Source organism: Candidatus Neomarinimicrobiota bacterium (assembly GCA_018647265.1).
GTDB lineage: Bacteria > Fidelibacterota > Marinisomatia > Marinisomatales > TCS55 > TCS55.
Genome location: JABGTK010000006.1, coordinates 1 through 22,156 on the forward strand (window position 1 = coordinate 1; position 22,156 = coordinate 22,156).

General features: G+C 40.1%; 18 protein-coding genes. 11 read left to right on the plus strand and 7 right to left on the minus strand.

Going from position 1 to position 22,156, the window contains the following annotated elements; genetic code table 11:
* The first annotated feature begins 75 nt into the window (after nt 1-75).
* Nucleotides 76-924 (plus strand): tyrosine-type recombinase/integrase, encoded by an 849-nt coding sequence (locus HN459_00765; GenBank protein MBT3477974.1) that lies wholly within the window; start codon nt 76-78, stop codon nt 922-924.
* Nucleotide 925: 1 nt separating this feature from the next.
* On the plus strand, nt 926-2,092 hold the full coding sequence (locus HN459_00770; GenBank protein ID MBT3477975.1) for a cation transporter: 1,167 nt from the start codon (nt 926-928) through the stop codon (nt 2,090-2,092).
* On the opposite strand, the gene HN459_00775 is transcribed toward HN459_00770, so the two are convergent.
* The 4 genes from HN459_00775 to HN459_00790 form a co-directional block, all read right to left on the minus strand.
* On the minus strand, nt 2,093-2,860 hold the full coding sequence (locus HN459_00775; protein MBT3477976.1) for a biotin--[acetyl-CoA-carboxylase] ligase: 768 nt from the start codon (nt 2,858-2,860) through the stop codon (nt 2,093-2,095).
* Between the two features lie 6 nt (nt 2,861-2,866).
* Complete coding sequence (locus HN459_00780) at nt 2,867-3,550, minus strand: LysM peptidoglycan-binding domain-containing protein (GenBank protein MBT3477977.1); 684 nt, start codon at nt 3,548-3,550, stop codon at nt 2,867-2,869.
* A gap of 162 nt (nt 3,551-3,712) precedes the next feature.
* Nucleotides 3,713-5,197, minus strand: coding sequence for a methylmalonyl-CoA mutase (locus HN459_00785; protein MBT3477978.1), 1,485 nt, complete (start codon nt 5,195-5,197; stop codon nt 3,713-3,715).
* A complete protein-coding gene (locus HN459_00790) occupies nt 5,194-5,910 on the minus strand; it encodes a DnaJ domain-containing protein (protein MBT3477979.1) in 717 nt (238 codons plus the stop codon). Before HN459_00790 ends, HN459_00785 begins: the two co-directional genes overlap by 4 nt.
* A gap of 102 nt (nt 5,911-6,012) precedes the next feature.
* Between HN459_00790 and HN459_00795 the strand changes: the two genes are divergently transcribed.
* The 4 genes from HN459_00795 to HN459_00810 all read left to right on the plus strand — a co-directional run bounded on the left by HN459_00795 (nt 6,013) and on the right by HN459_00810 (nt 8,548).
* Nucleotides 6,013-6,564 carry a hypothetical protein gene (locus tag HN459_00795; GenBank protein ID MBT3477980.1) on the plus strand — a complete coding sequence of 184 codons (552 nt, stop codon included), beginning with the start codon at nt 6,013-6,015 and terminating at the stop codon, nt 6,562-6,564.
* Nucleotides 6,561-7,754, plus strand: coding sequence for a hypothetical protein (locus HN459_00800; GenBank protein MBT3477981.1), 1,194 nt, complete (start codon nt 6,561-6,563; stop codon nt 7,752-7,754). The genes HN459_00795 and HN459_00800 overlap by 4 nt, the downstream gene beginning before the upstream one ends.
* 63 nt (nt 7,755-7,817) lie before the next feature.
* The gene (locus tag HN459_00805) at nt 7,818-8,225 is read left to right on the plus strand and encodes a hypothetical protein (GenBank protein MBT3477982.1); all 408 of its coding nucleotides are present in this window, start codon (nt 7,818-7,820) and stop codon (nt 8,223-8,225) included.
* 2 nt (nt 8,226-8,227) lie between these two features.
* Nucleotides 8,228-8,548: a DUF3467 domain-containing protein gene (locus tag HN459_00810; GenBank protein MBT3477983.1), complete on the plus strand. Its 321-nt coding sequence runs from the start codon at nt 8,228-8,230 to the stop codon at nt 8,546-8,548.
* On the opposite strand, the gene HN459_00815 is transcribed toward HN459_00810, so the two are convergent.
* From HN459_00815 to HN459_00825, 3 genes are all read right to left on the minus strand, one after another.
* A complete protein-coding gene (locus HN459_00815; protein MBT3477984.1) occupies nt 8,545-9,120 on the minus strand; it encodes a phosphatase PAP2 family protein in 576 nt (191 codons plus the stop codon). The genes HN459_00810 and HN459_00815 overlap by 4 nt on opposite strands.
* Before the next feature lie 215 nt (nt 9,121-9,335).
* Nucleotides 9,336-12,257, minus strand: a complete 2,922-nt coding sequence (locus HN459_00820; protein MBT3477985.1) for a TonB-dependent receptor — start codon at nt 12,255-12,257, stop codon at nt 9,336-9,338.
* A 101-nt stretch (nt 12,258-12,358) separates the two neighbouring features.
* Nucleotides 12,359-13,609 carry a hypothetical protein gene (locus tag HN459_00825; protein MBT3477986.1) on the minus strand — a complete coding sequence of 417 codons (1,251 nt, stop codon included), beginning with the start codon at nt 13,607-13,609 and terminating at the stop codon, nt 12,359-12,361.
* A gap of 531 nt (nt 13,610-14,140) precedes the next feature.
* Here HN459_00825 and HN459_00830 point away from each other — a divergent pair.
* From HN459_00830 to HN459_00850, 5 genes are all read left to right on the plus strand, one after another.
* Nucleotides 14,141-14,902: an electron transfer flavoprotein subunit beta/FixA family protein gene (locus HN459_00830; GenBank protein MBT3477987.1), complete on the plus strand. Its 762-nt coding sequence runs from the start codon at nt 14,141-14,143 to the stop codon at nt 14,900-14,902.
* 8 nt (nt 14,903-14,910) lie between these two features.
* Nucleotides 14,911-15,876, plus strand: a complete 966-nt coding sequence (locus HN459_00835; GenBank protein MBT3477988.1) for an electron transfer flavoprotein subunit alpha/FixB family protein — start codon at nt 14,911-14,913, stop codon at nt 15,874-15,876.
* 8 nt (nt 15,877-15,884) lie between these two features.
* Complete coding sequence (locus HN459_00840; protein ID MBT3477989.1) at nt 15,885-17,897, plus strand: (Fe-S)-binding protein; 2,013 nt, start codon at nt 15,885-15,887, stop codon at nt 17,895-17,897.
* A 14-nt stretch (nt 17,898-17,911) separates the two neighbouring features.
* Nucleotides 17,912-19,654, plus strand: coding sequence for an acetyl-CoA carboxylase carboxyl transferase subunit alpha/beta (locus tag HN459_00845; GenBank protein ID MBT3477990.1), 1,743 nt, complete (start codon nt 17,912-17,914; stop codon nt 19,652-19,654).
* 78 nt (nt 19,655-19,732) lie between these two features.
* The gene (locus HN459_00850) at nt 19,733-22,138 is read left to right on the plus strand and encodes a carbohydrate binding family 9 domain-containing protein (GenBank protein ID MBT3477991.1); all 2,406 of its coding nucleotides are present in this window, start codon (nt 19,733-19,735) and stop codon (nt 22,136-22,138) included.
* The last annotated feature ends 18 nt before the right edge of the window (nt 22,139-22,156 follow it).

Below are 22,156 nucleotides of genomic sequence, written 5' to 3' on the forward strand. Positions count from 1 at the left end.
AACATCTTGCTAAACCCAATATTGCGTTTAGCGGGTTCAATCTTTAACTTATTATTGTGTTTTAACCGCATCATTATGCAAAAAGCCCAATTATTAGAATCCGCAAAACAAAAGCTTGTAATTCGTAATTATAGCAATCAAACTATTGCATCTTATTTGTCTGCTATAAGCCATTTTGCCAGCTGGCTCATTACAGTCAAAGTTACAAAAGTAAATGATGACGTTGTTGAAAAGTATTTATATAATTTAATACATACACAATCGCGATCTATTTCTTCCATGAAGCAAACAATTGCTTCGTTAAAATTTGTTTTTTCTGAAGTATTAAATAGGGACATTCCTTCTGCCTTAAACATTCGATTTCGAAAAGAAGAAAAAATTCCCGTTGTCCTCTCAGAATCGGAAGTAGCACGTATTTTGAATTCTGTGAAAAATTTAAAACATAAAACGATTTTAATGACAGTTTATTCATCGGGGATTCGTTTAAACGAACTTATTTCTCTCCAAATAAAAGATATAGATTTTGATCGAAATCTCATTGTTGTTAAAATGGGAAAAGGGAAAAAGGATCGCCAGTCTGTTTTGTCGAAATCATTGAAAATGGTTTTAAAGCGCTATTTGCTAGAATATCATCCGTCACACTATTTATTCGAAGGGCAAAAAGGGGGGAAGTATAGTGCCAGTTCTGTCCAAGCGATTATGAAAAAGGCAGTGAATAAAGTTGGCATTAAAAAGCATGCAACTGTTCATACATTACGCCATAGTTTTGCGACGCATTTATTAGAAAATGGAACAGATATTCGATTTATTCAAGAATTGTTAGGGCATAAAAGATTAGAAACAACACAAATATACACACACATTTCTAAAGTGTCATTCAACCGAATTAAAAGTCCATTAGATAGATTAAAAATCGATAAATAACATGTTTGAATTCATCACCAATTATTTCGTCCCCAAGACCAAAGAATCGGCCCAAATCTACCGAACAAAAATTGGTGTCTTTGAAGGTTGGGTTTCAGTCCTCGTTAATGGAATTCTTTTTGTTATAAAATTAGCGATTGGAATTATGGTGGGCGCCGTTAGTCTCATCGCAGATGCAGTCCATACTTTGAGTGATGTTATATCATCAGGTGTGGTTATTTGGGGATTTAAACAAGCGGAAAAACCTGCAGATGTTGAACATCCTTATGGACATGGGCGGGCAGAATATATTGCCACTTTAATTATCGCTATTTTGTTGGTAGTTGCAGGAATTGAATTTATTCAAGTGGCCATTGACAGAATTAGAAATCCAGAATTAGTATCTTCTGAATGGTGGATGGTTGTTGCTTTGGGTGTCACCATCCTTTTAAAAGAGGTAACAGCGCGATATGCAGAATTTTTATCGTCAAAGATAGCCTCGGGAACACTCCATGCCGATGCATGGCACCATCGTTCCGATGCAATTTCGAGTCTATTGGTGGTAATTGCATTGGTCGCCGGTAATTTTGGTTATCCTGCCGTAGATGGTTGGGCGGGATTGGGCGTTTCTCTATTTTTAATTTATACCGGTTATGAGATTGCCAAAGAGGCTGTGGATGATCTCATCGGTAAACCGCCTTCATCTGAAGAGGTGGAAACTATTCGCCAAATTGTTTTGGATGTGAATGGTGTATTAGGTGCCCATGATATTATTGTTCATAGTTATGGTCATGATAAATTTGTAAGCATTCATGTTGAGATTGATGCAATAAAATCCACCGGAGAAGCGCACGATATTTCAGAAGAAGTGGAGTCTCGGCTTGAAGCATCATTGGGCGTGGAACCTACCATTCATTTGGACCCAGTCCATCCCAATGATCCCCTTGTGCAGGATGTGATGAACCATTTATCCAGCATTACTTCCCAAGATGATCGGGTAACGGATTTTCACGACATCAGGGTGGTGAATACTGAAAATCACCAAGTTATTTTATTTGGGACTAATATGAAAATTGGGACAACTCAGAAGGATATTGTTGCTTGCAACCAAGGACTTGAAAAAAGTTTAAAAGAAAAATTTAATAACTATGAGGTGCAGATCAAAGTATCGCCTATGCACCGTTTTTGATCAGGATATTTCGCCAGAGTAAAACCGTTTTTCTTGGCCATTTACTTCTAATACAGCCGATCCTGTTTCACCCAAAGATTTAAAAATGCCATTGATCATTTCGTCCCCGTTATGAAAGTGTACCGTTTCGTTTAAATGGCCGCAAGCAGCTTCCCAATGGGATTGGATCGTTTTAATATTTTCAGGAAGTCCATCGATTAGAGGTTCTAGCGTATTTAATATTTCTGCTAAAACCCTTTCGCGCTGGAAAAATATATTGGATTGAATATGCATAGATGTGGCGGAAGTTTGGAGTGATTGGTCAAAATCATCCATGGTTTCATTCACATTGAGTCCGATGCCAATTACGGCTTGATTTAATTTATTCCCTTTTACTTTTGACTCACAGAGAATGCCGCCCACTTTTTTCCCGTTTAGGATAAGGTCGTTGGGCCATTTCAATTTTACATCCGTATTAAAATTCAACAGCGCTTTTTGAACGGCCAGTCCAGATAAGATAGGAAGCCAACCGGAAAGATTCGCATTTAAATCATGAAGAAGAATGAGGGAGAAGGTGAGGCTTTTATCAGCAGCTGCAAACCATTTACGATCGGCTCGGCCTTTGCCACTAAATTGATTGTCTGTAACAATAAGGGCACCCGACTGGGCGCCCTCAATAATAATTTCCCAAGCTTCAGAATTGGTGGATTCCAGCCGGGTATAATATTCAATCTGTTGACCAAATATCCTGGTTTTCAGGTTGGCCTGGACCAGGTTGGTAAACAACATGGTGTTTTAAGCGTTGGGGTCTAACTTTTCACGCAGTTTCAAAGTCATACCGGGATTTAATATACCGGCATTGGCTTTGATTGTTTCTTCATTATCCCAAAGAAGAATGATCCATGATTTTGCATCGCCATATTTATTCCCTGCGATATTCCAAAGATTGTCACCAGTCTGAACAGTGTATTCTGTATAAGTCGGTTCAGCTGTTTTTGCGGAGAGACGTTCCTTTTGAAGATTTAGAAAATGATAGGGAAATATGATATTTGGGTTTTCGCCAATTTCATTTTTATTCCATGCGTAGATCTGACGCCACAGGCGAAAATCGCCATATTCTCTTTTTGCGATTTTAATCAAAAAGTCGCCGGGCTCTATCATTTGCTTTTCCCATGCGAAATCTGGGAATAAAACTTCAGGGTCAACCTTAATTTCTTTTTTTGGTTTCTCTGAAACTATTTTTTTATCCTTATCAACATCGGCAGCAGGTCCGTGTTCCGGTATATCGGTTGAATTCGTTTCTTCAATAACTTCTGGTTTGGCAGCAAAAGTTGCTTCTTGTGGTGTTGGGAGTTCGGCACGTTTTACTTCACTAGAATTTTGTGTTGCATCTGTATCTTGGAGTTCCAGAGCCGGGGCCGTTTGTTTTCCACAGGAAACTATAAATAGGAGTGTTACGCTTGCGAGAATCTTTTTCATAATCTATGCCTTATTTTTTTAAAAAGGGATGATAACTAAGTAAGAACTTAATAATACTTAATTAGTTTAAACATGTTCCAAATTGAAATAATATGCTTCAAAACAGTGTTTTATTTTAGATGTAAGAAAAAATATATAAAATAAAAATAATGTTGATTTAGGTTAAAATTCTCCAAATTGGGATCGTAATGAATCTGCCACCTCACCTAATGTACATTCAGCGCGAATACAGTCAATAATGGCAGGCATTAAATTATTCTCAGAATTGGCTACGGATTGCAGCACAGTTAGCTTTGATTGAACGGAACCATTATCCCGATCTTCCTTAAACTTTAGGACGCCATCAATTTGATTTTTTACCGATTCTTGGTTGATTTCCTGAAGGTCAGATTCTGATTCATCATCTTCTTCAAAACTATTTACACCAACAATCTTATTGTCTTTGCTATCCACGGACTTCTGGTATTCATAGGCACTTTTACCAATCTCACTTTGAACCCATCCCGCCTTGATGGCAGAAATTGCGCCACCCATATTGTCAATTTTTTCAATGATTGCCAAAGCTTCTTCTTCTAAATCTGATGTGAGTTTTTCTATCACTTCACTACCACCCAGTGGATCTACAAAATTTGTAACACCCGATTCATGGGCAATCACCTGTTGGGTTCGTAGGGCCAATTTCGCAGAATTGTCTGTAGGCAATGCTAATGCTTCATCAAATGCATTCGTATGTAATGATTGGGTCCCGCCCAGAACCGCGGATAAAGCTTGAATTGTAGTGCGCACCACATTATTATCTACTTGTTGCGCTGTTAGTGTGGAGCCACCGGTTTGGGTGTGAAATCGGCATAGCATGGCTTTTTCATCTGTAGCACCAAAGCGATCTTTCATGATTTTTGCCCAAAGGCTTCGGGCAGCTCGGAATTTTGCTATTTCAGTTAGAAAATCATTATGAGCGTTAAAAAAGAATGAAAGCCTTTTTCCAAAAGCATCTACTTTTAATCCTTTATCTATGGCAGCCTGAACGTATGCAATTCCATTGGCGATTGTGAAAGCCAGTTCTTGGGCGGCGGTGGATCCCGCTTCCCGTATGTGGTAACCAGAAATGGAAATCGTATTCCATTTAGGGACATGATCTGCGCAAAATGAAAATACATCCGTTACCAGTCGCATAGACGCTTCCGGTGGATAAATGTAAGTTCCTCGTGCGATGTATTCTTTTAATATATCATTCTGAATCGTGCCGTGAAGTTTGTCCGGGGCGACGCCATTTTTTTCTGCAGACACAATGTATAAAGCCAACATAGTTGCTGCCGTGGCATTTATGGTCATGGATGTGGACACTTGATCTAGTGGTATATCCTTAAATAATCGATCTATATCCCGGATGGAAGAAATGGGGACACCCACTTTTCCCACTTCTCCTTCTGCCATGGAATGATCTGAATCATATCCTATTTGTGTGGGTAGGTCAAAGGCCACTGATAGTCCCGATACTCCTTGGTCTAGAAGATAACGATAGCGTTGGTTGGATTCTTCAGCAGAAGTAAATCCAGCATATTGGCGCATGGTCCAAAGCCTATCCTGATACATATTGGGATAGATGCCACGGGTGAAGGGGAATTGACCTGCTTTATCCGCCACTATTTCATTCCGCGATCTTTTTTAATGTTTTGATAAGCATCATTCACTGCTTTGAATTTTTCTTCTGCCAAACTGATGAGGTCTTTACCTAAGTGTCCCACTTTATCGGGGTGATATTTTGTAGCCATTTTCCGATAAGCTTTTTTTACGTCACTATCAGAGGCGGAAAGGTCTACTTCTAAGATGGTGTAATCAGAAAGTGTATCTCTAAAAAACATGGCCCGGATGGAATCAAAATCACCTTCATTAATATTTAGATAACGGGCGATAGTATGGATAACCTTCACTTCGTCTGGGTGGACATGACCATCCGATTTTGAAAGTCCAAATAATACATGAATTAATTCCAATCGGCTGGGGTGATCCATAGAACGGACGATTTGCCGGCACACATCCTTGAGTGGATAATCTTGTTTCACAATATCCTTGAACAGGGTCATAAAATCCCGAACTTGTTTTTGACTAAATTGCTTGGATAGGAATTGTTTTACATAATCCAGTTCAGATTTCAGCATTTGTTTGTCCGCTTTCATCACAGCCGAAAACAGAACCAATAAGGATACAATAAAGTCTCCCGGTTGGGTTTGAGGATAATCACTGGATTGGTAAGCGCCCCCATAGGTGCCGCTGGCTTGTGCTGACATCCCGGCCAAAGAATAACCGATTATGGCACCAATTGGACCGCCCAAGACCCATCCCAGGCCTCCCCACAACATTTTTTTACCGACACTCACGTAATTTTATCCTTTCAAGAGTTGGCGAAGTTAATACTATTTTCTTTGTCTTAAGAAAGCAGAAGAATCCAAAGTAAACGAATTATGGAAGTTTCAAAGAAAACAAAAGCAGCCCTTTGGTGGCATCGACTACGGAAAAAAAATAATTATGGGACCGATACCTTTTCATTGTCTCCTAACGGGAGGGGTGTCTACAGGTTCCTGATTATTCTCCCGGAACATACTACCCAATCAGAATTGGCAAAACGATTTGTCTTTTCCATGCGTAATGCTCTAGGTCCAAAGGATATTAATAAAGTACAGATTCTTGGCCCTGCTCATGTTGGTAATCTATTAAACTTAGAAGATTTTCGTGATTTTATATTATATACAGAGGCAGATCTAAATCGTTGGGGCCTCCCGGGAAAAAAGTTGAATTGGGCTTGCCAGCGAATCCAAGCGGATGCAGTTTTGGATTTGAATCAGGATTTTGCGCCTGTTTCCGCGACGATTTGTTCCGAGGTGAATGCACCATTAAAAGTGGGTTTTTATAGTGAAGAGGGAGAGGATTATTTTAATGTAATGATTCGTCGCCATGGAAGCGACTTGATGGAAAGTGGTTTTAAGGAAATATTTCAAATAATGGGAATACGATGAATATATATGTTTACGAAGATCAATCGGCATTGAATTTTGATCCGATTTCACTTACAAGGGCATCATTTGATATTCGGATTGGGGCTGAAACTTTCTTGGAGCGAATTCAGTCCATTTTTCCAGATGAAAAGATTTCTTTATTCGTAAGAGACGAATTAAAGGATGTAACCGCAGAGAGACACCCCGGTTTAGCTGTCAATCCAAATTCTGTTGAAGATGGCTTATGGCTTTTGGGAAATGTGATATGGGATGAAACTGCTGCAAGCTTATTCCAAAAAGAGGATATAGTATTTTATTCAAATCAAAATATCATCGGTGCAAATCTTTCAAAAAATGATGGAAATAAATGGATCAAAATGGGTGGACCAAATAAGACTGAACCACCTTTAGAAAATAAAATAGAGTTTGAAGCAGCTCATTGTCAATATCTTTGGAATATTTTGGGGCAGATTTCACAAACAATTTTTTCTGAGTCTCAGCAATTTCAAAATAAATTTAATGCGTCAAAATATCCCAATGCTGTTTTCATGAATGAAGAACAGGTATTTGTTGGGGATGCCACGATTCAACCTACGACATTGATTAATGCTGAAAATGGACCGGTAATAATTGATGATGGCGTATTGATTTATGGCCAAACTTATTTAGAGGGGCCATTATATGTTGGTCCCGGTTCCGTGATTAAACCATTTACCCAACTTAAAAATTCAATAATTGGTCCAGAATGTAAAATCGGTGGTGAGGTAGATACTGTTATTATTCAAGGGTTTACCAACAAGGTTCACGATGGACATCTAGGTGATTCCTTTTTGGGTGAGTGGGTAAACCTTGGTGCCGGAACCCAAAATAGTAATCTAAAAAATAATTATGCTTCGGTTAAAGTCCAGGTAAATGATAAAAGTGTAGATACAAAATCATTACACATTGGCTGCTTTATGGGAGACCATGTAAAAACAGCAATCGGTACCGTTATAAATACAGGAACCTTAATTGGGCCGGGAGCCATGATTGCGACAGATGGCTTTCCACCGAAGACGATTCGACCATTTACATGGTACGTAAATGGTAAACATCGAAAAGTAATGCTTGACAAATTCATTGAAACTGCATATCATGTAAAAGAAAGAAGGGGTCAAGAGCTCACAAATGGTGAAAAAACATTGCTTAAAAAAATGCAAAATAAGCGATGAATAATTGTTGCTGAGTGAATTGACTCCGATTATATTCGTGTCCCATTTTAGAGGAAAAAATTCATGTTAGAAGGCATAATCTGCCCTGTATGCGAAGCCACTTTGGATGAAGTGGATATTAAAGAATCACTGGTTTGCAAAAATTGTAAAACAGATTTAAAAGATAGAAAATTTCTGGACTTCCTAGAATTTCTCATGACCAATGGCATGGTAGAAGACTTGGATTTCTTTGATCAAAAGGTTTACAGTGAAGATGTAGAACGTCTTGAACCGGATGATGAAGAAGATGTTGATCCTGCTCAATTTGAGAAGAAAAAAGATATTTTCAGTTTATACGAAGGCGAAATAGAAATGTATAAACAAAAGGCCGAAGATGAAGAAATAAAAGGCTATGAAGATTTTGAAGGTATCGAAGAAGAGTGGGAAGATTTCAACCAGCGAGATTTCAAAGGATCAACCAAAAGTTCATAATCATGGAAGATAATAAGAATATTCAGCAAATTAATATTGAACTCTCTCAGGAAGTGAGTGAAGGAGAATATGCTAATTTTGTGGTGGTTACCCATTCACCGGCAGAATTTGTCATGGATTTTACTAAGATTCTTCCCGGCGTCACTAAGGCGCGGGTTCATTCTCGGGTGATAATGGCGCCCCAACATGCCAAAGCATTTTTAGCGGCATTGGGTGATAATATTAATAAGTTTGAACAGAAAAATGGTGAAATTACACCACCGGCCAATAATGGATTTGGTGAATATCCAATCACCCCCCCAGAAGGATCACTACCTAATTAGTAGAGAATCCACTTTGCGCCCCTTTTTAATTCCCTCATTTTAATTATAACCCACAGGCTGAGGACAGCCCAGGAAAGACCATAGCCTAGCAATCCTCCGAAAATAATATCGGCGGGATAATGCACACCAACATACACGCGGCTGAAAGCAATCATGGTTGCAATGGTGAAAAAGACTTTATTATAGCGCTCGTAGAAATAGCTGAAAACTACCGCTGCCGCAAACATATTGGCAGCATGAGAAGAAACAAAGCCGTACTTGCCACCTTTCCCCATTAAAACTCTAATTCCTTCTGTTAATTCATGGCTGGGTCTGAGGCGCTGAAAAAATGGCTTCAAGATTGAGGCAGATGTATAGTCCGCCAATCCAACAGAAACTATTAAAATCACTACGCAGATTTGTCCTCGACGACCGCCTTTTATAGCCAAATAGAAAACAATGAATAAAATTGGAACGGCCCAGATATTCTGATTGGTAATTATTGGCATTAAAAAATCAAAGATTGGATTGGCTGTAGTCGTGTTGAAAAAGTGAAAAATCGCCTTATCTACATTTATGAAGAATTCTAACATGGTGGAAATTAAGGTAAAATTTCTTTTAAAAAACACTTGACCGAGGAGAAATGCTGAGATAATTTTTCGTCTACTTATAGCAGGATTGTAACTAAAGAAGACTGGTTGTTCCCCCGCTCCCAGGATTCCTACAATCCTGCTTCTATTTTTAGAAAAAAGAAAAGGCCCCCGGTTACGGAGGCCTTTTTTATTTAGATTTGATATTTATAAAGTGCTTAAAATCGGGCATTGAGTTTTAGTGTAATGTGCCGACCTAATTTTGGTCCGCCAACAATTTCACGGTGGACATCGCCATTGAGATTATTAATATTAAGCAATAAGTCATATCGCTTACCGAAACGATATCCTACCATGGAATCCACAACCAGATATTGCTCAATAATCCCATAATGCACGCCGGCGGCCCATTCAAATTCAGGGATGTATCGAAATCCAATATTTCCGTGGAATCCTATTTCAGAATTATAAGCTAGCTTACCATTCACTTTAAACTTTGGTGCATTGATGGGGTCATAATCCCGTGTTAAGAAATTCCAAAAGCGTGTTTTACCCAAATATGAAAAATTAATATCTGCTGTAATCTGTGGCGTAATAAAGGTGTAAAAACTAGCATCCAATCCCCACAAACTCACGGCGCCATAGTTGATATTGGTCAACATTAAATTAACAGGATTATCAAAATCAACTGAGTCGTCAGACCACCAAGCACCCAAGGTGTCACCATTGGAAATGACCAATTCAGTACCCTTCCGTGCTGCGGGATCTTTATTCCACCAACCGCTTGGAATTATACTCCATTTAGATGATCCTCTTTCAATATAGTAGGCGCCAGGTATGCCATCGCCCCCATCTTTAATACCACTATGATTAGAAGTAGGAATGAATCCAAGTATAGCCGGATCGGGGTTATCTACAGAATAAAAGCCGTTGGACGTATCCAACACAACGGGAGTTACCCAGGTTAAATCACTAACAAAATCGCTGTATTTGCTATAGTAAAAATCGAAAGTGGCGCGAGTTCGTTCACCCACAAAACCAGCATAGCCAAATTCGTAAGTCCATACTTCTTCAGAACGAACGGGATCCAAATATTTATAATCTTCTTCATGAACAAAGGCATGAGGTCTGCCCAGAACCGCCGGTATAAAAAGTACAGATTTTTCTGGCATATTTGCCCATCGGAACTCAGATGGTGAACCATCCCGCACATCATACATCATAAGATTGCCATCGGTATTTCGGGTATAACCATAGCCATCTTTGTTGCCTCGGGCTTTTACAGGAAAGATGGAATATTGGGCCGCTAAAACATCCAAGTACAAGCCTTGAGATGATGGCGTATTAAAGGCTCTGGCTGCAGTTAATCGGAATGTTTGGTTGTCTTTAGGTTTCCACATCAATCCAAATTTGGGAGAAATCTGTGGGGAAAAATTAGCTGTCTCCATCGTAAGTGGATCAAGAATAAAGGGAATACCATTTTCATCCAGTAAACCACTGTGAAGATCGATCCGACCTGATATGATTAGCTCAAAATGATCGGAAAGTTTGGATTGGGATTGACCATAAAGACCGAATTCGTTGGTGACAAATAATTCATCCCACTCATCTATTTCTCCATCACCATCATTATCTTTTCCATCTTCGTCAAAACTAATTGGATTATTACCACCAGACCCATCAGGAAGTATCGTACCAAATGTTTTGGGCATGGTCCGTTGATAATCTCCACCCCAGATTAGTTTGGTATTGAGAAAATTGAAATCAAGATTGTGCTGGAATTGTAGATGAAAAAATTTGGACTGATCCCATACAACACCACCGGTTCTCATATTGCGTGTTGTACCAGAAATGCTTGTATTCAGGTAGGCCTGGGCAAACCAGTTTTTATAGATCCATCGAGTTTGAAAGAATTGATAGATCCAGTCATCGGCCAAGTAACGACCGATTCCTGTTATATTAATATTTGTTGCCTGGGCAAAACCATAATTTAAGCTGACAAAATGTTCCGGGGAGAAATCATAATCCATCCGCAAATCGAAACGGGTATTTTTAATGTCAAAATTGGGCATATCATCCACGCCATCATTATTGCGGTCCCGGATTATATTATCGGAACCAAGATAGGTCGTATCCACAATACCATCGCCATCACGATCTACTTCAATATCCCAACCCTTCCACCAAGCATTTCCATCTTCAAAATAATCATCCAATTTATCGCCATCGCCAAAATCATCATTTTGCCATTGATTATAATGGGCTGTTCTTTCCGCATGTTCAATATATTCCCAATCATGGGCAGAAAAATTGACCAAAGACACTTTATAGGCAAAGTTTCCTATTTGCTGGGAATGGCGAACTTGTGCTTTTGCAAAATTTCTTGTTCCGCCTGTAAATCCAATAACTGTACCCAGGGATTCTTGGGGACGTTTTGATATAATGTTAACCACACCTGCATGCGCATTAGGGCCATAGAGAGAAGAAGAAGGACCTAAAACCACTTCAATCTGTTTTACATCATCAGAGGTGAGGGGAATAACGTTGTAGGCGATTAATCGCAGGGAGGGGACATTGGCCATCCGTCCATCTGTTAATGTGAGTAAACGGCTACTAAAGCTTGAATTAAACCCACGAGCGCTCAGATTGTAACTGTCTAGTCCAGAAGCAGTAAAATCAACTCCTTTTATATTTTTGAAATAATCCCCCAAGTTGGGATTGCTTGCATTACGAATTTTTAATTCTGATATAATGGAAATAGCTGCAGGAGCATCGGTAATTTTTTCCCGTTTGCCGCGACTGGCTGTAACCACATATTCTTGTAGCTGAATAGCAGAAACAGAAAGTTGAACATTAAATGTATTTGGGCTCTGGGTAGAAATATTGATTTTTCCCTTGAACTCACTATAACCGATATAGGTGACTTTAATATCGAAAGGTCCTTCAGGAATTTTCTTAATAGTATAATGGCCGTTGAAGTCCGTAGCGGCACCTGTATTTAAACCAGAACCGTTAATGATTACATTAGCGCCAATTAAGGGATTACCAGTGTTTTTGTCGGTAATTACACCTGTTAAACTGGTTTTTTGGGAGAAGGCAAAGATAACGCTTAATAGAAAAATGGAGATTATTTTTTTCATCTGTGTCCTATTCTGTTTATCTTCAAAAAAAAAATAGGGGTGATCCAAAGACCACCCCCACCTCTATGAACGATACACTTGCGAGGCATCAAAGAGTAATTTTATTCAGCAGCTGTCCACTGGGATTCGAATGAGATTGTTTCATCCACCGGGATACAAACACCACTTTTGAGTGTAAATCTCATTTTACCACCGGATGCAGTGGCCAATCCTGCTAAGGCAAAATCGCCAGCACTGTCATCTGTTGGTACAGGCTGTGCTGGATTTGAGCTATTAACCAACATGGCGTAAGGTATGCCAAATGCGGATACGGTACCACCACTGGCCAAGTTGTCATAATGCATGTAAGCGACCATATCTGCAGGTGTAATATTTCCATCACCATCAAGGTCCGTTAATGGATTTTTAACATCGGTTACTTTTAAGGATGTTTCAGCAACAATATTGAAAGCATACCATGTTAAAAAGTTGCCCCACGAAGCGAGTTTGCCACTTGGATCATAGATATAGGCTTCTTTTGTTGTAACAAGAGCACCAGTTGCATCTTTATCTGCGTGGGGATCTTCAGCAATTGTGAATGCATCAACAACGGTATTCCGTGGTAATGCGTCAATACCTGAGATTACACGGTCATCGGCTTCGCTCCATGAATCCATCACTTCTGTGTAGCGGGAGCTGTGAGCGTCGCGATCTAAAAAGTCAATCGTCATTGTGCCCGCATCACCATCCACGGTAAGTGTTCCATCCGAGAAGGGGGGAAGCACTTGTTCAATATCGACTGCTGGCGCAAGGGCCACTTGATGTTTGCCGGTACTGTAATAGTCAAATGTGACCGTATAGTCACCCTGGTCGTTGATCTGGGGAACAGTTAAATATGGTGCACAAGTTTCTGTATTCAGACGAATGGAAGGATAAGTACCGGTAATTTTATAGGTACCCGGTTTATCCTTGCTGGGTGCATCGTCAAAAACACCTTTCATTGATATGCCGTAAGCAGCGAGTGCTGCAGTATTTAAATCATTGGTTCTTGGGAAGCCCGGTGAATTATCGCCCGCTTTCCAGGATGCCAGATCTTGACTCGTGGCGCCAGCTACCATAGCCGCATCTGCGCCAGTGGCTGCGGCAAAACCTGCAGCATCATTCCATGAAGCTACCAAAGTGTAAGCATCAGCAGAATTCGCCACGCCATCTTTGGTCACAACAGTTCGGGAGTAAGTTCCTTTAAGACCAGATAAGGTCCAAGTTCCTACCACGTCACCAAAAATTGGGGGATCTTCATCTTTATCACAGGCAGAAAAGACAATCATTCCTGCAAGTAGAATCGAGGATGTTTTAAAGAGTTTTGTTTTCATAATCTATCCTTTTGAGTATTCGTTCATTTTATATATTGTTAATTACTATTGCCAATTTCAGTATTACCTCGCAAGAGTTACTGAAATGCATGTTCAAAAGCTACAGCTTTCCTATACTGTGGTCAAATCTTTTTTTATAGGGAAATTTTAAGATTATTATCTACGAGTAAGCCATCTTTTCAGCGACCATAAAAGTATGATTATCCCTAAGAAAAAGAGCAAATGGCTAAAGATGAAATTCATTATGGTTTCCATACATTTAATATAAGAACCGTATGAAAAATCTATTACACAAATTAATTAGTCCAAAATTAATCTACTTTTCATGACTAACTCATTGTTTGTGTAAAAATTTGTCCCTTGGGGGAAACATTGTTCATTCTTTATTATCTCAAAAATTGGTGGTGCAAGATTGTAATAGACCGACCAGTCGGTTTATAGCTTGAATTTTCCTCGGCATTCAACATAACTTTAACTAAAATTAAATGGTCTTTTTAATACCATTATTCATATTCACAGGAAATTAATACCATGAAAATTGCCGTTTTAGTAAAACAAGTACCCGGGTCTGAATCGCCCCTGCCCATCCAATCTGATCAAAAATGGGTGGATGAAGGTGCTGTTGCCTATGTCATGAACGAAAGTGACAATTATGCATTAGAAGAAGCGCTCCAGATCAAAGAAGCCAATGGCGAAGGTGAAGTGGTAGCAGTTAGCCTTGGTCCGATTCGAATCCAAAAAGTCATTCGGGAAGCTTTGGCTAAAGGTGCCGACAGGGCTATCCATATTCAAATGGAAACGGCCGGTGCCGTTGACCCTCTTACCACGGCAGGATTGTTTGCGGATGCATTAAAAGCAGAAAATTTTGATTTAATTTTTTCAGGTCTCCAGTCCGATGATGTGGGTATGGGGCAAACTGGTGTAATTCTTGGTGAAATGATGGGGATGGCTACTGCATCCTTAGCCATGGCAACTGAGGTGGGCGATGGTAAAATTAAGGTGAAACGTGAGCTGGAAGCAGGGTGGTTTCAATGGGTGTCCCTCTCGCTACCTGCAAGTGTAACTATTCAATCAGGGTTGAATACGCCAAGATATCCGTCATTAAAAGGTATCATGGGCGCCAAAAGAAAAGAGATTAAAGTGGTGGAGTCGAACGCCGGCGATGGTAAGCAATCTCTTGAAAAAGTTTATGTACCTCAAAGTGAAAAACAGACCGTTATGATCGAGGGAACTGTGGATCAAATGGTAGAAAAATTGATCGACACATTCCGTAACGACATTAAAGTATTATAGGGGGAATCATGGATATTTTAATCATACTTGAAGACAGTAATGGTAAAATTCACCGCATGGGATTAGAATCTATTGTTGCGGCGCAAAAAATGGCTAGTGGATTGGGCCTCACAATGGGCGCTGTTGTTATGGGCGCCAATGGAGACGCTTTAGCCAACGAAGCTTCCGCATATAATATAGGAGAAGTCATTAAAGTAAATGATGACCTTTTAGTATCATATTCATCCGATGGTTACGCTGAAGCGGTAAAACAAATAATTGAACAGGAAAATCCAACATATGTATTGTTTGGCCATACCTACCAAGTTCGGGATTTTGCCCCAAAAGTCAGCGCTAAATTGATGAAACCGTTTCTAGTAGATAATGTGGCTTTTAGCACCGATGGTGGCAAAGTTGTTTTCACGAAACAAATGTTCAATGCAAAATTGTTCTCTGATGTTACCCCAAATGGTGACGGCCCATATTTGGTAAGTTTTCAATCAGCTGCATTTTCTGCAGATAAGATTGAAACTGGATCGGCAGCGGTTAGAGATGGTTCCATAGCCTTAGACGCATCCATGATCAAGACCGAATCAGAAGACCCATTCCAAGAAGAAGCTGGCGGCGTGGACCTTACATCGGCAGAATTGATTGTTTCCGTCGGAAGGGGAATCGGGAAGGAAGAAAATATTCCATTAGCACAAGCATTAGCTAAAGCATTGGGTGCCGAGTTGGCATCCTCTCGACCGGTGGTGGATGCAGGATGGTTACCATCTGCACATCAAGTGGGTAGTTCGGGACAATCGGTTTCACCCAAAATGTATTTGGCCTTAGGCATATCCGGTGCAATCCAGCATGTGGTTGGGATGAAAGGATCTAAGAATATTGTCGCCATCAATAAAGATCCGGAAGCGCCCATCTTTGAGATTGCTGATTATGGTGTAGTTGGAGATGTCTTAGAAATTGTACCCAAATTGACTGAAGCATTGCAGTAATAATCTAAATGCTCTCAAATCTCGAACGTATCCTTTTTGTAATACTCGTTACCGTCTCTATGGGACTTGCGTGGGTTACTTTTCGGCGTATGTTCAAGGTTATCGGCCGTGGATCTAACCCCATTGATTGGGCAAAAGCTCTTGCCAACTGGCCAAAAGGATTATCCGTATTCTTAAGCCAAAAAACCCTTTTTAAAACGAGACCGATTATTGGTGCCATTCACGCCGGCGTAGCTTGGGGGTTTACGCTATATTTATTGGTGAATGTGATTGATGTCCTCTATGGCATGGTTCCCGGATTTCACTTTTTCCCCAACAATATTATTGGGGATATATACCGATTTTTCGTAGATATTTTTAGTATGATTGTCATTATTGGGGTGGTTATGTTTGTGGTCCGACGATTTATCACGAAAGATGAAAGATTGGTCACTAATGAACCAGTTCTCTTGAGTGAATCTGCCCGAAAAGGAATTAAACGAGATTCCTTTATTGTAGGTGTATTTATTATTCTTCATGTTGGTTTTCGATTTGTGGGCGCCTCATTTGAAGTGGCTATCGAGGGTGCCGATTGGAGCCAGCCCGGCGCAACACTTTTAGCTTCTGCATGGGGCGGACTGTCACCTGAGTCTCTTGTCTTTGGTGAACACTTAGGTTGGTGGATGGCATTAGGTTTAATCTTGGGATTCATGCCTTATTTTCCTTATTCTAAGCATGCCCATTTATTTATGGGTCCCCTGAATTATATGGCCCAGGTCGATCGCAAATCACCTTCAACTTTGGAGCTCATGGATCTGGAAGATGAAGATGCGGAACAGTTCGGCGCGGCGAAAATAGAACATTTACCACAAAAACAACTTTTGGATGGCTATGCATGTATCATGTGCAATCGCTGCCAGGATGGGTGTCCCGCCTATCAAACGGGAAAAGAACTTTCACCTTCTGCCTTGGAAATTAATAAGCGATATTATTTTAATGAAAATGTGAAAGAGTTTTCTGAAGGTGCCGAAAGTATAGATAGTCTTTCAAAATGGATGCTGTCAGAAGAGGCGGCATGGTCCTGCACAACATGTGGATTCTGTATTGAAGTTTGCCCTGTGGGGAATGAACCAATGGTAGATATCCTCCGCATGCGCCAAGATTTGGTTCTCATGGAGAGTAATTTCCCTCGGGATGCAATGGAAGTATTTGATAAGATTGAGAATTATGGCAATCCATGGGGTATGTCTCCCCAGGATCGTGAAAAGTGGACCGAAGGAATGGAAGTCCCGAAAATGCGTGATAAAGGATCGGCAGAATATTTATACTGGGCGGGCTGCTCCGGCGCTTATGATGACCGGGGAAAAGACATTTCGAAATCCGTAGCAAAAATTATGAACAAAGCGGGGGTGGATTATGCCATCCTTGGGAATGAAGAAACATGTACTGGTGATTCAGCCCGACGAATTGGGAATGAGTATTTATTCCAGATGCAGGCCACGCAAAACATGGAGAATTTTGAAAAGTACGGCGTAAAGAAAATTGTTACTCAATGTCCCCATTGCTTAACCACATTGAAAAATGATTATGGTGAAATGGGCGCCGAACTGGAAGTTATTCACCATTCTGAATTCATTGCTGATCTGATAAAAGAAGGGAAAATCAGTCCAGATAATTCTTTAGAAGAGGATGTAACTTTTCATGATGCTTGTTATGTAGGACGCCATCATGGGGAATACGATGCGCCAAGAGATGTGCTTAATTCTGTTATGGGTGACAATGCCAAAATTGTGGAAATGCCACGGAATAAAGAACAGAGTTTTTGTTGCGGTGCCGGCGGTGGCAATATGTGGTACGAAATCGACAAAGGTAAAAGGATCAATGTGGAACGATTTGAAGAAGCAATCGAAACGGGGGCCAAAAAAGTAGCCACATCCTGTAATTTTTGTATGATTATGATGGAAGATGCTCGCAAGGTTACGGGCCAAGATGAAACCATGGTAGTTTTCGATATTGCCGAATTGGTTGCCGATCGCATTTAAATTTTATCGCCATCATGGCAAACAATAATCACTTTTATTTTCCCTTTGAAAAAGGAATAAAAAACTACGATTCGGAAACCATTGAGAATCTATCCGAATATGAAAAATATCAATTGTCATTTCATCCGGAACGACCCAAATATTTAGACTATTTATCTATTTTTAATAACCCAGAGGAATGTCTTAAGCGTGATATATTTGGCGCCTGTTTAATCCAGGTACACAGGGCAGATTTTAATGAAATTCCTGTCATGCTTATCGGCCAACAAAGTGGGCCAACATCCGATTATAAAAAATTCCAAAATATAGTGTCTGATTCAGAATTGGTCCGCAGTTGGAACCATGGTATGCCTACTCCCGCCAGTTATGAAAAAGCAATTGAAGCAGTAGAAATCGCCAATACAGAAAATCGGATAATAATAATTTTTGTGGATACACCCGGTGCTGATCCTACGGAAGAATCAGAAGCAGGTGGTATTGCTTGGAAGATTGGGGGAACAATCAAGGCATTGGTGAATTCTAAAATGCCTACAATTTCTGTCATTATTAATAGGGGATGCAGTGGGGGCGCGATTGCATTAACTGGAACAGATATTACTTTAGCCATGGAAAATTCAACATATTTGGTGATTTCGCCGGAAGCTTGCTCGTCTATTTTATTTCACGACCGCCATCATGCCAACGAGGCAGCAGAGATTAGCCAAATTACTTCTAAAGAAGGGTTCACTCATGGCATTGTAGATAAATTGATTGATGAACCTGAAGGACCGGCCCACCGTTATCCACAGGAGTCCATAAAGTCTTTGAAAAAAGTATTGGCTAAAACTATTCAAAAATTGAATGGGTTGTCATCGGAGGCGGTTTATGAATTTAGAATAAATCGCTGGGCCAAAATGGGACATTGGGTAGAAGGTGCGCATATTGAAAGGCAACGTAAATCCCGCCTGCCCACATCAAATTCAAATGGGTATATCAAACGTCATAAAGGGTGTAGAGATAACAATGGAAATGGGATATTCGATCCGGTTTCTTTAAACCAACTATCCAATGATGATTTTGTTTGCAATATTTGTAATCATCGTTACATCCGCCTTTCCGCTTGGGACTATATAGACCTCATACTGGATAAAGGATCATTTGTCGAACATCCAGAAACAGCATCTGTTTTAGATAAAGATATATTGAATTTTCCCGGCTATAAGGAAAAATTAGATTCGGAGCGAGTGAAAACAGGTTTGCCCTCTGCCATGATCACCGGAGATGGAAAGATCGAAGGAAATGATGTGGTGTTTTGTGCAAATGATTTTGGATTCCTTGGCGGCTCATTTTGCATGAGTACTGGTGAAAAGATTTGGCGTGGAGCTGAAATTGCTATAGAGAAAAAAGTGCCCATGGTTATCCAGGCCTGCGGTGGCGGTGCTCGCATGCATGAAGGATGTTCGTCCATGGTTAGTATCCCCAAAGTACAACTGGCCATCACTAGGGTAGAACGAGCTGGGTTAAAAGTTATAACAATAATTACCGATCCGACACTTGGGGGAGTGGCCATCGGCTATGGATCGAGGGGCATTCGACTGTTTGAGTCCGGGGCTGGGAATATTGGATTTTCAGGTAAAAGAGTCGTGGAACAATATGTGGGCCATCCGGTATCAAGGGACTTCCAAAAGACTTCTTGGCTGGCATCATACGGCCATGCAAATCATGTTGTTAAATTGGGAGATCTTCGTGGAGAAATCAATAGAATTTTATCGAAATAAATATCTGATAGGGATTGAAGGTAGGCATAAAAAAGCGTTAAGTTTCTTGACTTTATTACACACTAATTGAACTGATTTATGATAAAATTCATTATTACTTTTTTAATTTATACCACAATACTGGCGGGGGCCTCATCAACAAAAAGAGGTATCGTAGAAGATTTTACCCAATTGAAATATAAGGTGGCTATGGCCACTCGCACCGAAAGTCCCCCTGTGATCGATGGAATTATCGATGATGATTCATGGCAAAATGCTATGCTGATTGACGAATTTATTCAGTATGAGCCTTATAATCTTGAAGCACCTACCGTACAAACGGAGTTACGCGTTCTTTATGATGATAATTATCTTTATATCGCATTTAAAAATTATGATCCAAAACCGGAAGAAATTATGGGGAGGTTATCCCGTAGAGATGATTGGATGACCGGGTTTGATTTTAATGGAGATTGGGTTGGTATTGGTATTGATTCTCGCAACGATGACAAAACTGGGTATTGGTTTGCCGTTAATGCGGCAGAAGTTCAGATTGATGTTGTTATCTCTGGAGATGGCTATGATGGGTTTGATAGAACTTGGGATGTGATTTGGGAAAGTAAAGTAACTCGCCATAAAGAGGGTTGGTCCGCTGAGATTCGAATACCGTTTAATGTATTTCAATATAGTAAAGATAAAGTTCAGGAGTGGGGCGTATCATTTCAGCGTGGTTATTATGGAAACCAAGAAGAAATTCAGTGGCCCGGCCGTGCCCTTGGTGCCAGGGGCATTGTCCCCCATTATGGTATATTGAAAGGAATTGAAAATATTCCCCAACCGAAACAATTGGATATAATGCCATATTTATTGGGAGGCCAGACTAGGAATGGCACCACAGAAAAAACAACCAATTATGGTTTAGATGCTCAATATACATTATCATCCACTTCAACTATGAATCTTACTTTTAACCCTGATTTCGGTCAAGTTGAGGCGGACCCATCCGTATTGAACTTATCAGCATTTGAAACGAGATTATCTGAACGGCGCCCCTTTTTTGTTGAAGGTGCCGCATTTTTTAAAAGTCGTTTGAATTTGTTTCACTCTCGTCGTGTGGGACAAAGTCCCAGTTACTATTACCCAGAAAAGGGTTCCATTGTGGATCAACCAGACGCAACAACCATTTTAGGTGCTACTAAAATTCTGGGTGAAACAGCTTCCGGATTGAAATATGGTGTTATTGAAGCTGTAACCAATAGAGAATATGGTACCTGGGAATATGACGAGAATGGCAAAACGGTTCGCGACCAATTTATGATTGAGCCATACACCAATTATTTCATTGGCCGTGTAGAGCAGCCCATTATTAATGATGTATCTACAGTTGGTTTTATGGCAACGGACCTTCGCCGACAAGGTGGTGACCCGACGAGTGCGTTCAACATGGACTGGCGGATGAAGTTTAAAGACAATAAACTTTTTTTTAATGGGCAGGTGGCTCATTCAAGAGCGGCGGGCGATCCGGGGATGGCCGGTCGCTACAGTCTTAGTTATCGGGATCCTGTTTGGTGGGAAATTATGACTTGGGGCGGTTACTCCGACAAAAATTTTGATGTGAATGATATGGGTTTCATGCGCCGGAATAACAGTTGGGACTGGGGTCTAAGGGGTAAAATCCGCCGAGATGTTCCAAAAGGAATTTTTCTGAAACAAGAATTATCATTAAGAGTGGGTGCTCGTGGAAATAATGACGGATTAATCACCAGTAAAGATATTGATTTTGAGCAGGAAAATACCTTTATGAATTATTGGAGTACCGGCATCAATATTAATTTGAGTCCTGATGTTTATGAAGATGATGATCTATTTAGAGATTCCCGCGCGATGGTGATTAAAGATGAAGCATGGCAATCATATGAATTGGGGTTTTCTACGGATCGGAGAAAACGAATCATCCTAAATCCAAGTATTGGATATACCCATGGCAAAGTTCGTGGATGGGGACATAGCTATAACATGAGGGTGATGATTCGCCCAACGGATTATATCAATTTTACTATAATGACTCATAATGGTGATCACCCCAGTGCTATGCAGTGGGTGGGAATTGAAGAAGATTCAGTGCGAACTAATATCATTTATGCCACCACAGAACAAACAATGCAGAATATTAACTATCGATTCAATTGGGCTTTCTCACCTACAATGACCTTTGAAGCCTTTTACCAACCATTCAAAATTGATATGGATTATGTGTCCTATAATCGTTTATTAAAAGAAAAAACGAACAATGTTGAACCATACAATTATGTTGGAAATGAAGATTTTAAAATTGATAACCAAGTGGGCACATTCGTGTTTCGTTGGGAATATTCACCGGGGAGTTTGCTCTACGTTGTATATAATTTAAATGACAATAATTACTTTTCTTCTGAGGAAGAGAAGTGGTTTAAAACTAAATCAAATTCATTATTTATTAAACTGAATTATTTTTTTCAAACTTGATATTTAGGAACTGATTTA

Excerpts from the sequence above, each read along its gene's own strand:
- HN459_00780 (MBT3477977.1), bottom strand. The coding sequence starts at position 3,550 with ATGAAAAAGATTCTCGCAAGCGTAACACTCCTATTTATAGTTTCCTGT.
- HN459_00805 (MBT3477982.1), top strand. The coding sequence starts at position 7,818 with ATGTTAGAAGGCATAATCTGCCCTGTATGCGAAGCCACTTTGGATGAA.
- HN459_00795 (MBT3477980.1), top strand. The coding sequence starts at position 6,013 with ATGGAAGTTTCAAAGAAAACAAAAGCAGCCCTTTGGTGGCATCGACTA.
- HN459_00800 (MBT3477981.1), top strand. The coding sequence starts at position 6,561 with ATGAATATATATGTTTACGAAGATCAATCGGCATTGAATTTTGATCCG.
- HN459_00845 (MBT3477990.1), top strand. The coding sequence starts at position 17,912 with ATGGCAAACAATAATCACTTTTATTTTCCCTTTGAAAAAGGAATAAAA.
- HN459_00840 (MBT3477989.1), top strand. The coding sequence starts at position 15,885 with ATGCTCTCAAATCTCGAACGTATCCTTTTTGTAATACTCGTTACCGTC.
- HN459_00820 (MBT3477985.1), bottom strand. The coding sequence starts at position 12,257 with ATGAAAAAAATAATCTCCATTTTTCTATTAAGCGTTATCTTTGCCTTC.
- HN459_00815 (MBT3477984.1), bottom strand. The coding sequence starts at position 9,120 with ATGTTAGAATTCTTCATAAATGTAGATAAGGCGATTTTTCACTTTTTC.
- HN459_00775 (MBT3477976.1), bottom strand. The coding sequence starts at position 2,860 with ATGTTGTTTACCAACCTGGTCCAGGCCAACCTGAAAACCAGGATATTT.
- HN459_00830 (MBT3477987.1), top strand. The coding sequence starts at position 14,141 with ATGAAAATTGCCGTTTTAGTAAAACAAGTACCCGGGTCTGAATCGCCC.
- HN459_00825 (MBT3477986.1), bottom strand. The coding sequence starts at position 13,609 with ATGAAAACAAAACTCTTTAAAACATCCTCGATTCTACTTGCAGGAATG.
- HN459_00835 (MBT3477988.1), top strand. The coding sequence starts at position 14,911 with ATGGATATTTTAATCATACTTGAAGACAGTAATGGTAAAATTCACCGC.
- HN459_00810 (MBT3477983.1), top strand. The coding sequence starts at position 8,228 with ATGGAAGATAATAAGAATATTCAGCAAATTAATATTGAACTCTCTCAG.
- HN459_00770 (MBT3477975.1), top strand. The coding sequence starts at position 926 with ATGTTTGAATTCATCACCAATTATTTCGTCCCCAAGACCAAAGAATCG.
- HN459_00790 (MBT3477979.1), bottom strand. The coding sequence starts at position 5,910 with ATGTTGTGGGGAGGCCTGGGATGGGTCTTGGGCGGTCCAATTGGTGCC.
- HN459_00850 (MBT3477991.1), top strand. The coding sequence starts at position 19,733 with ATGATAAAATTCATTATTACTTTTTTAATTTATACCACAATACTGGCG.
- HN459_00765 (MBT3477974.1), top strand. The coding sequence starts at position 76 with ATGCAAAAAGCCCAATTATTAGAATCCGCAAAACAAAAGCTTGTAATT.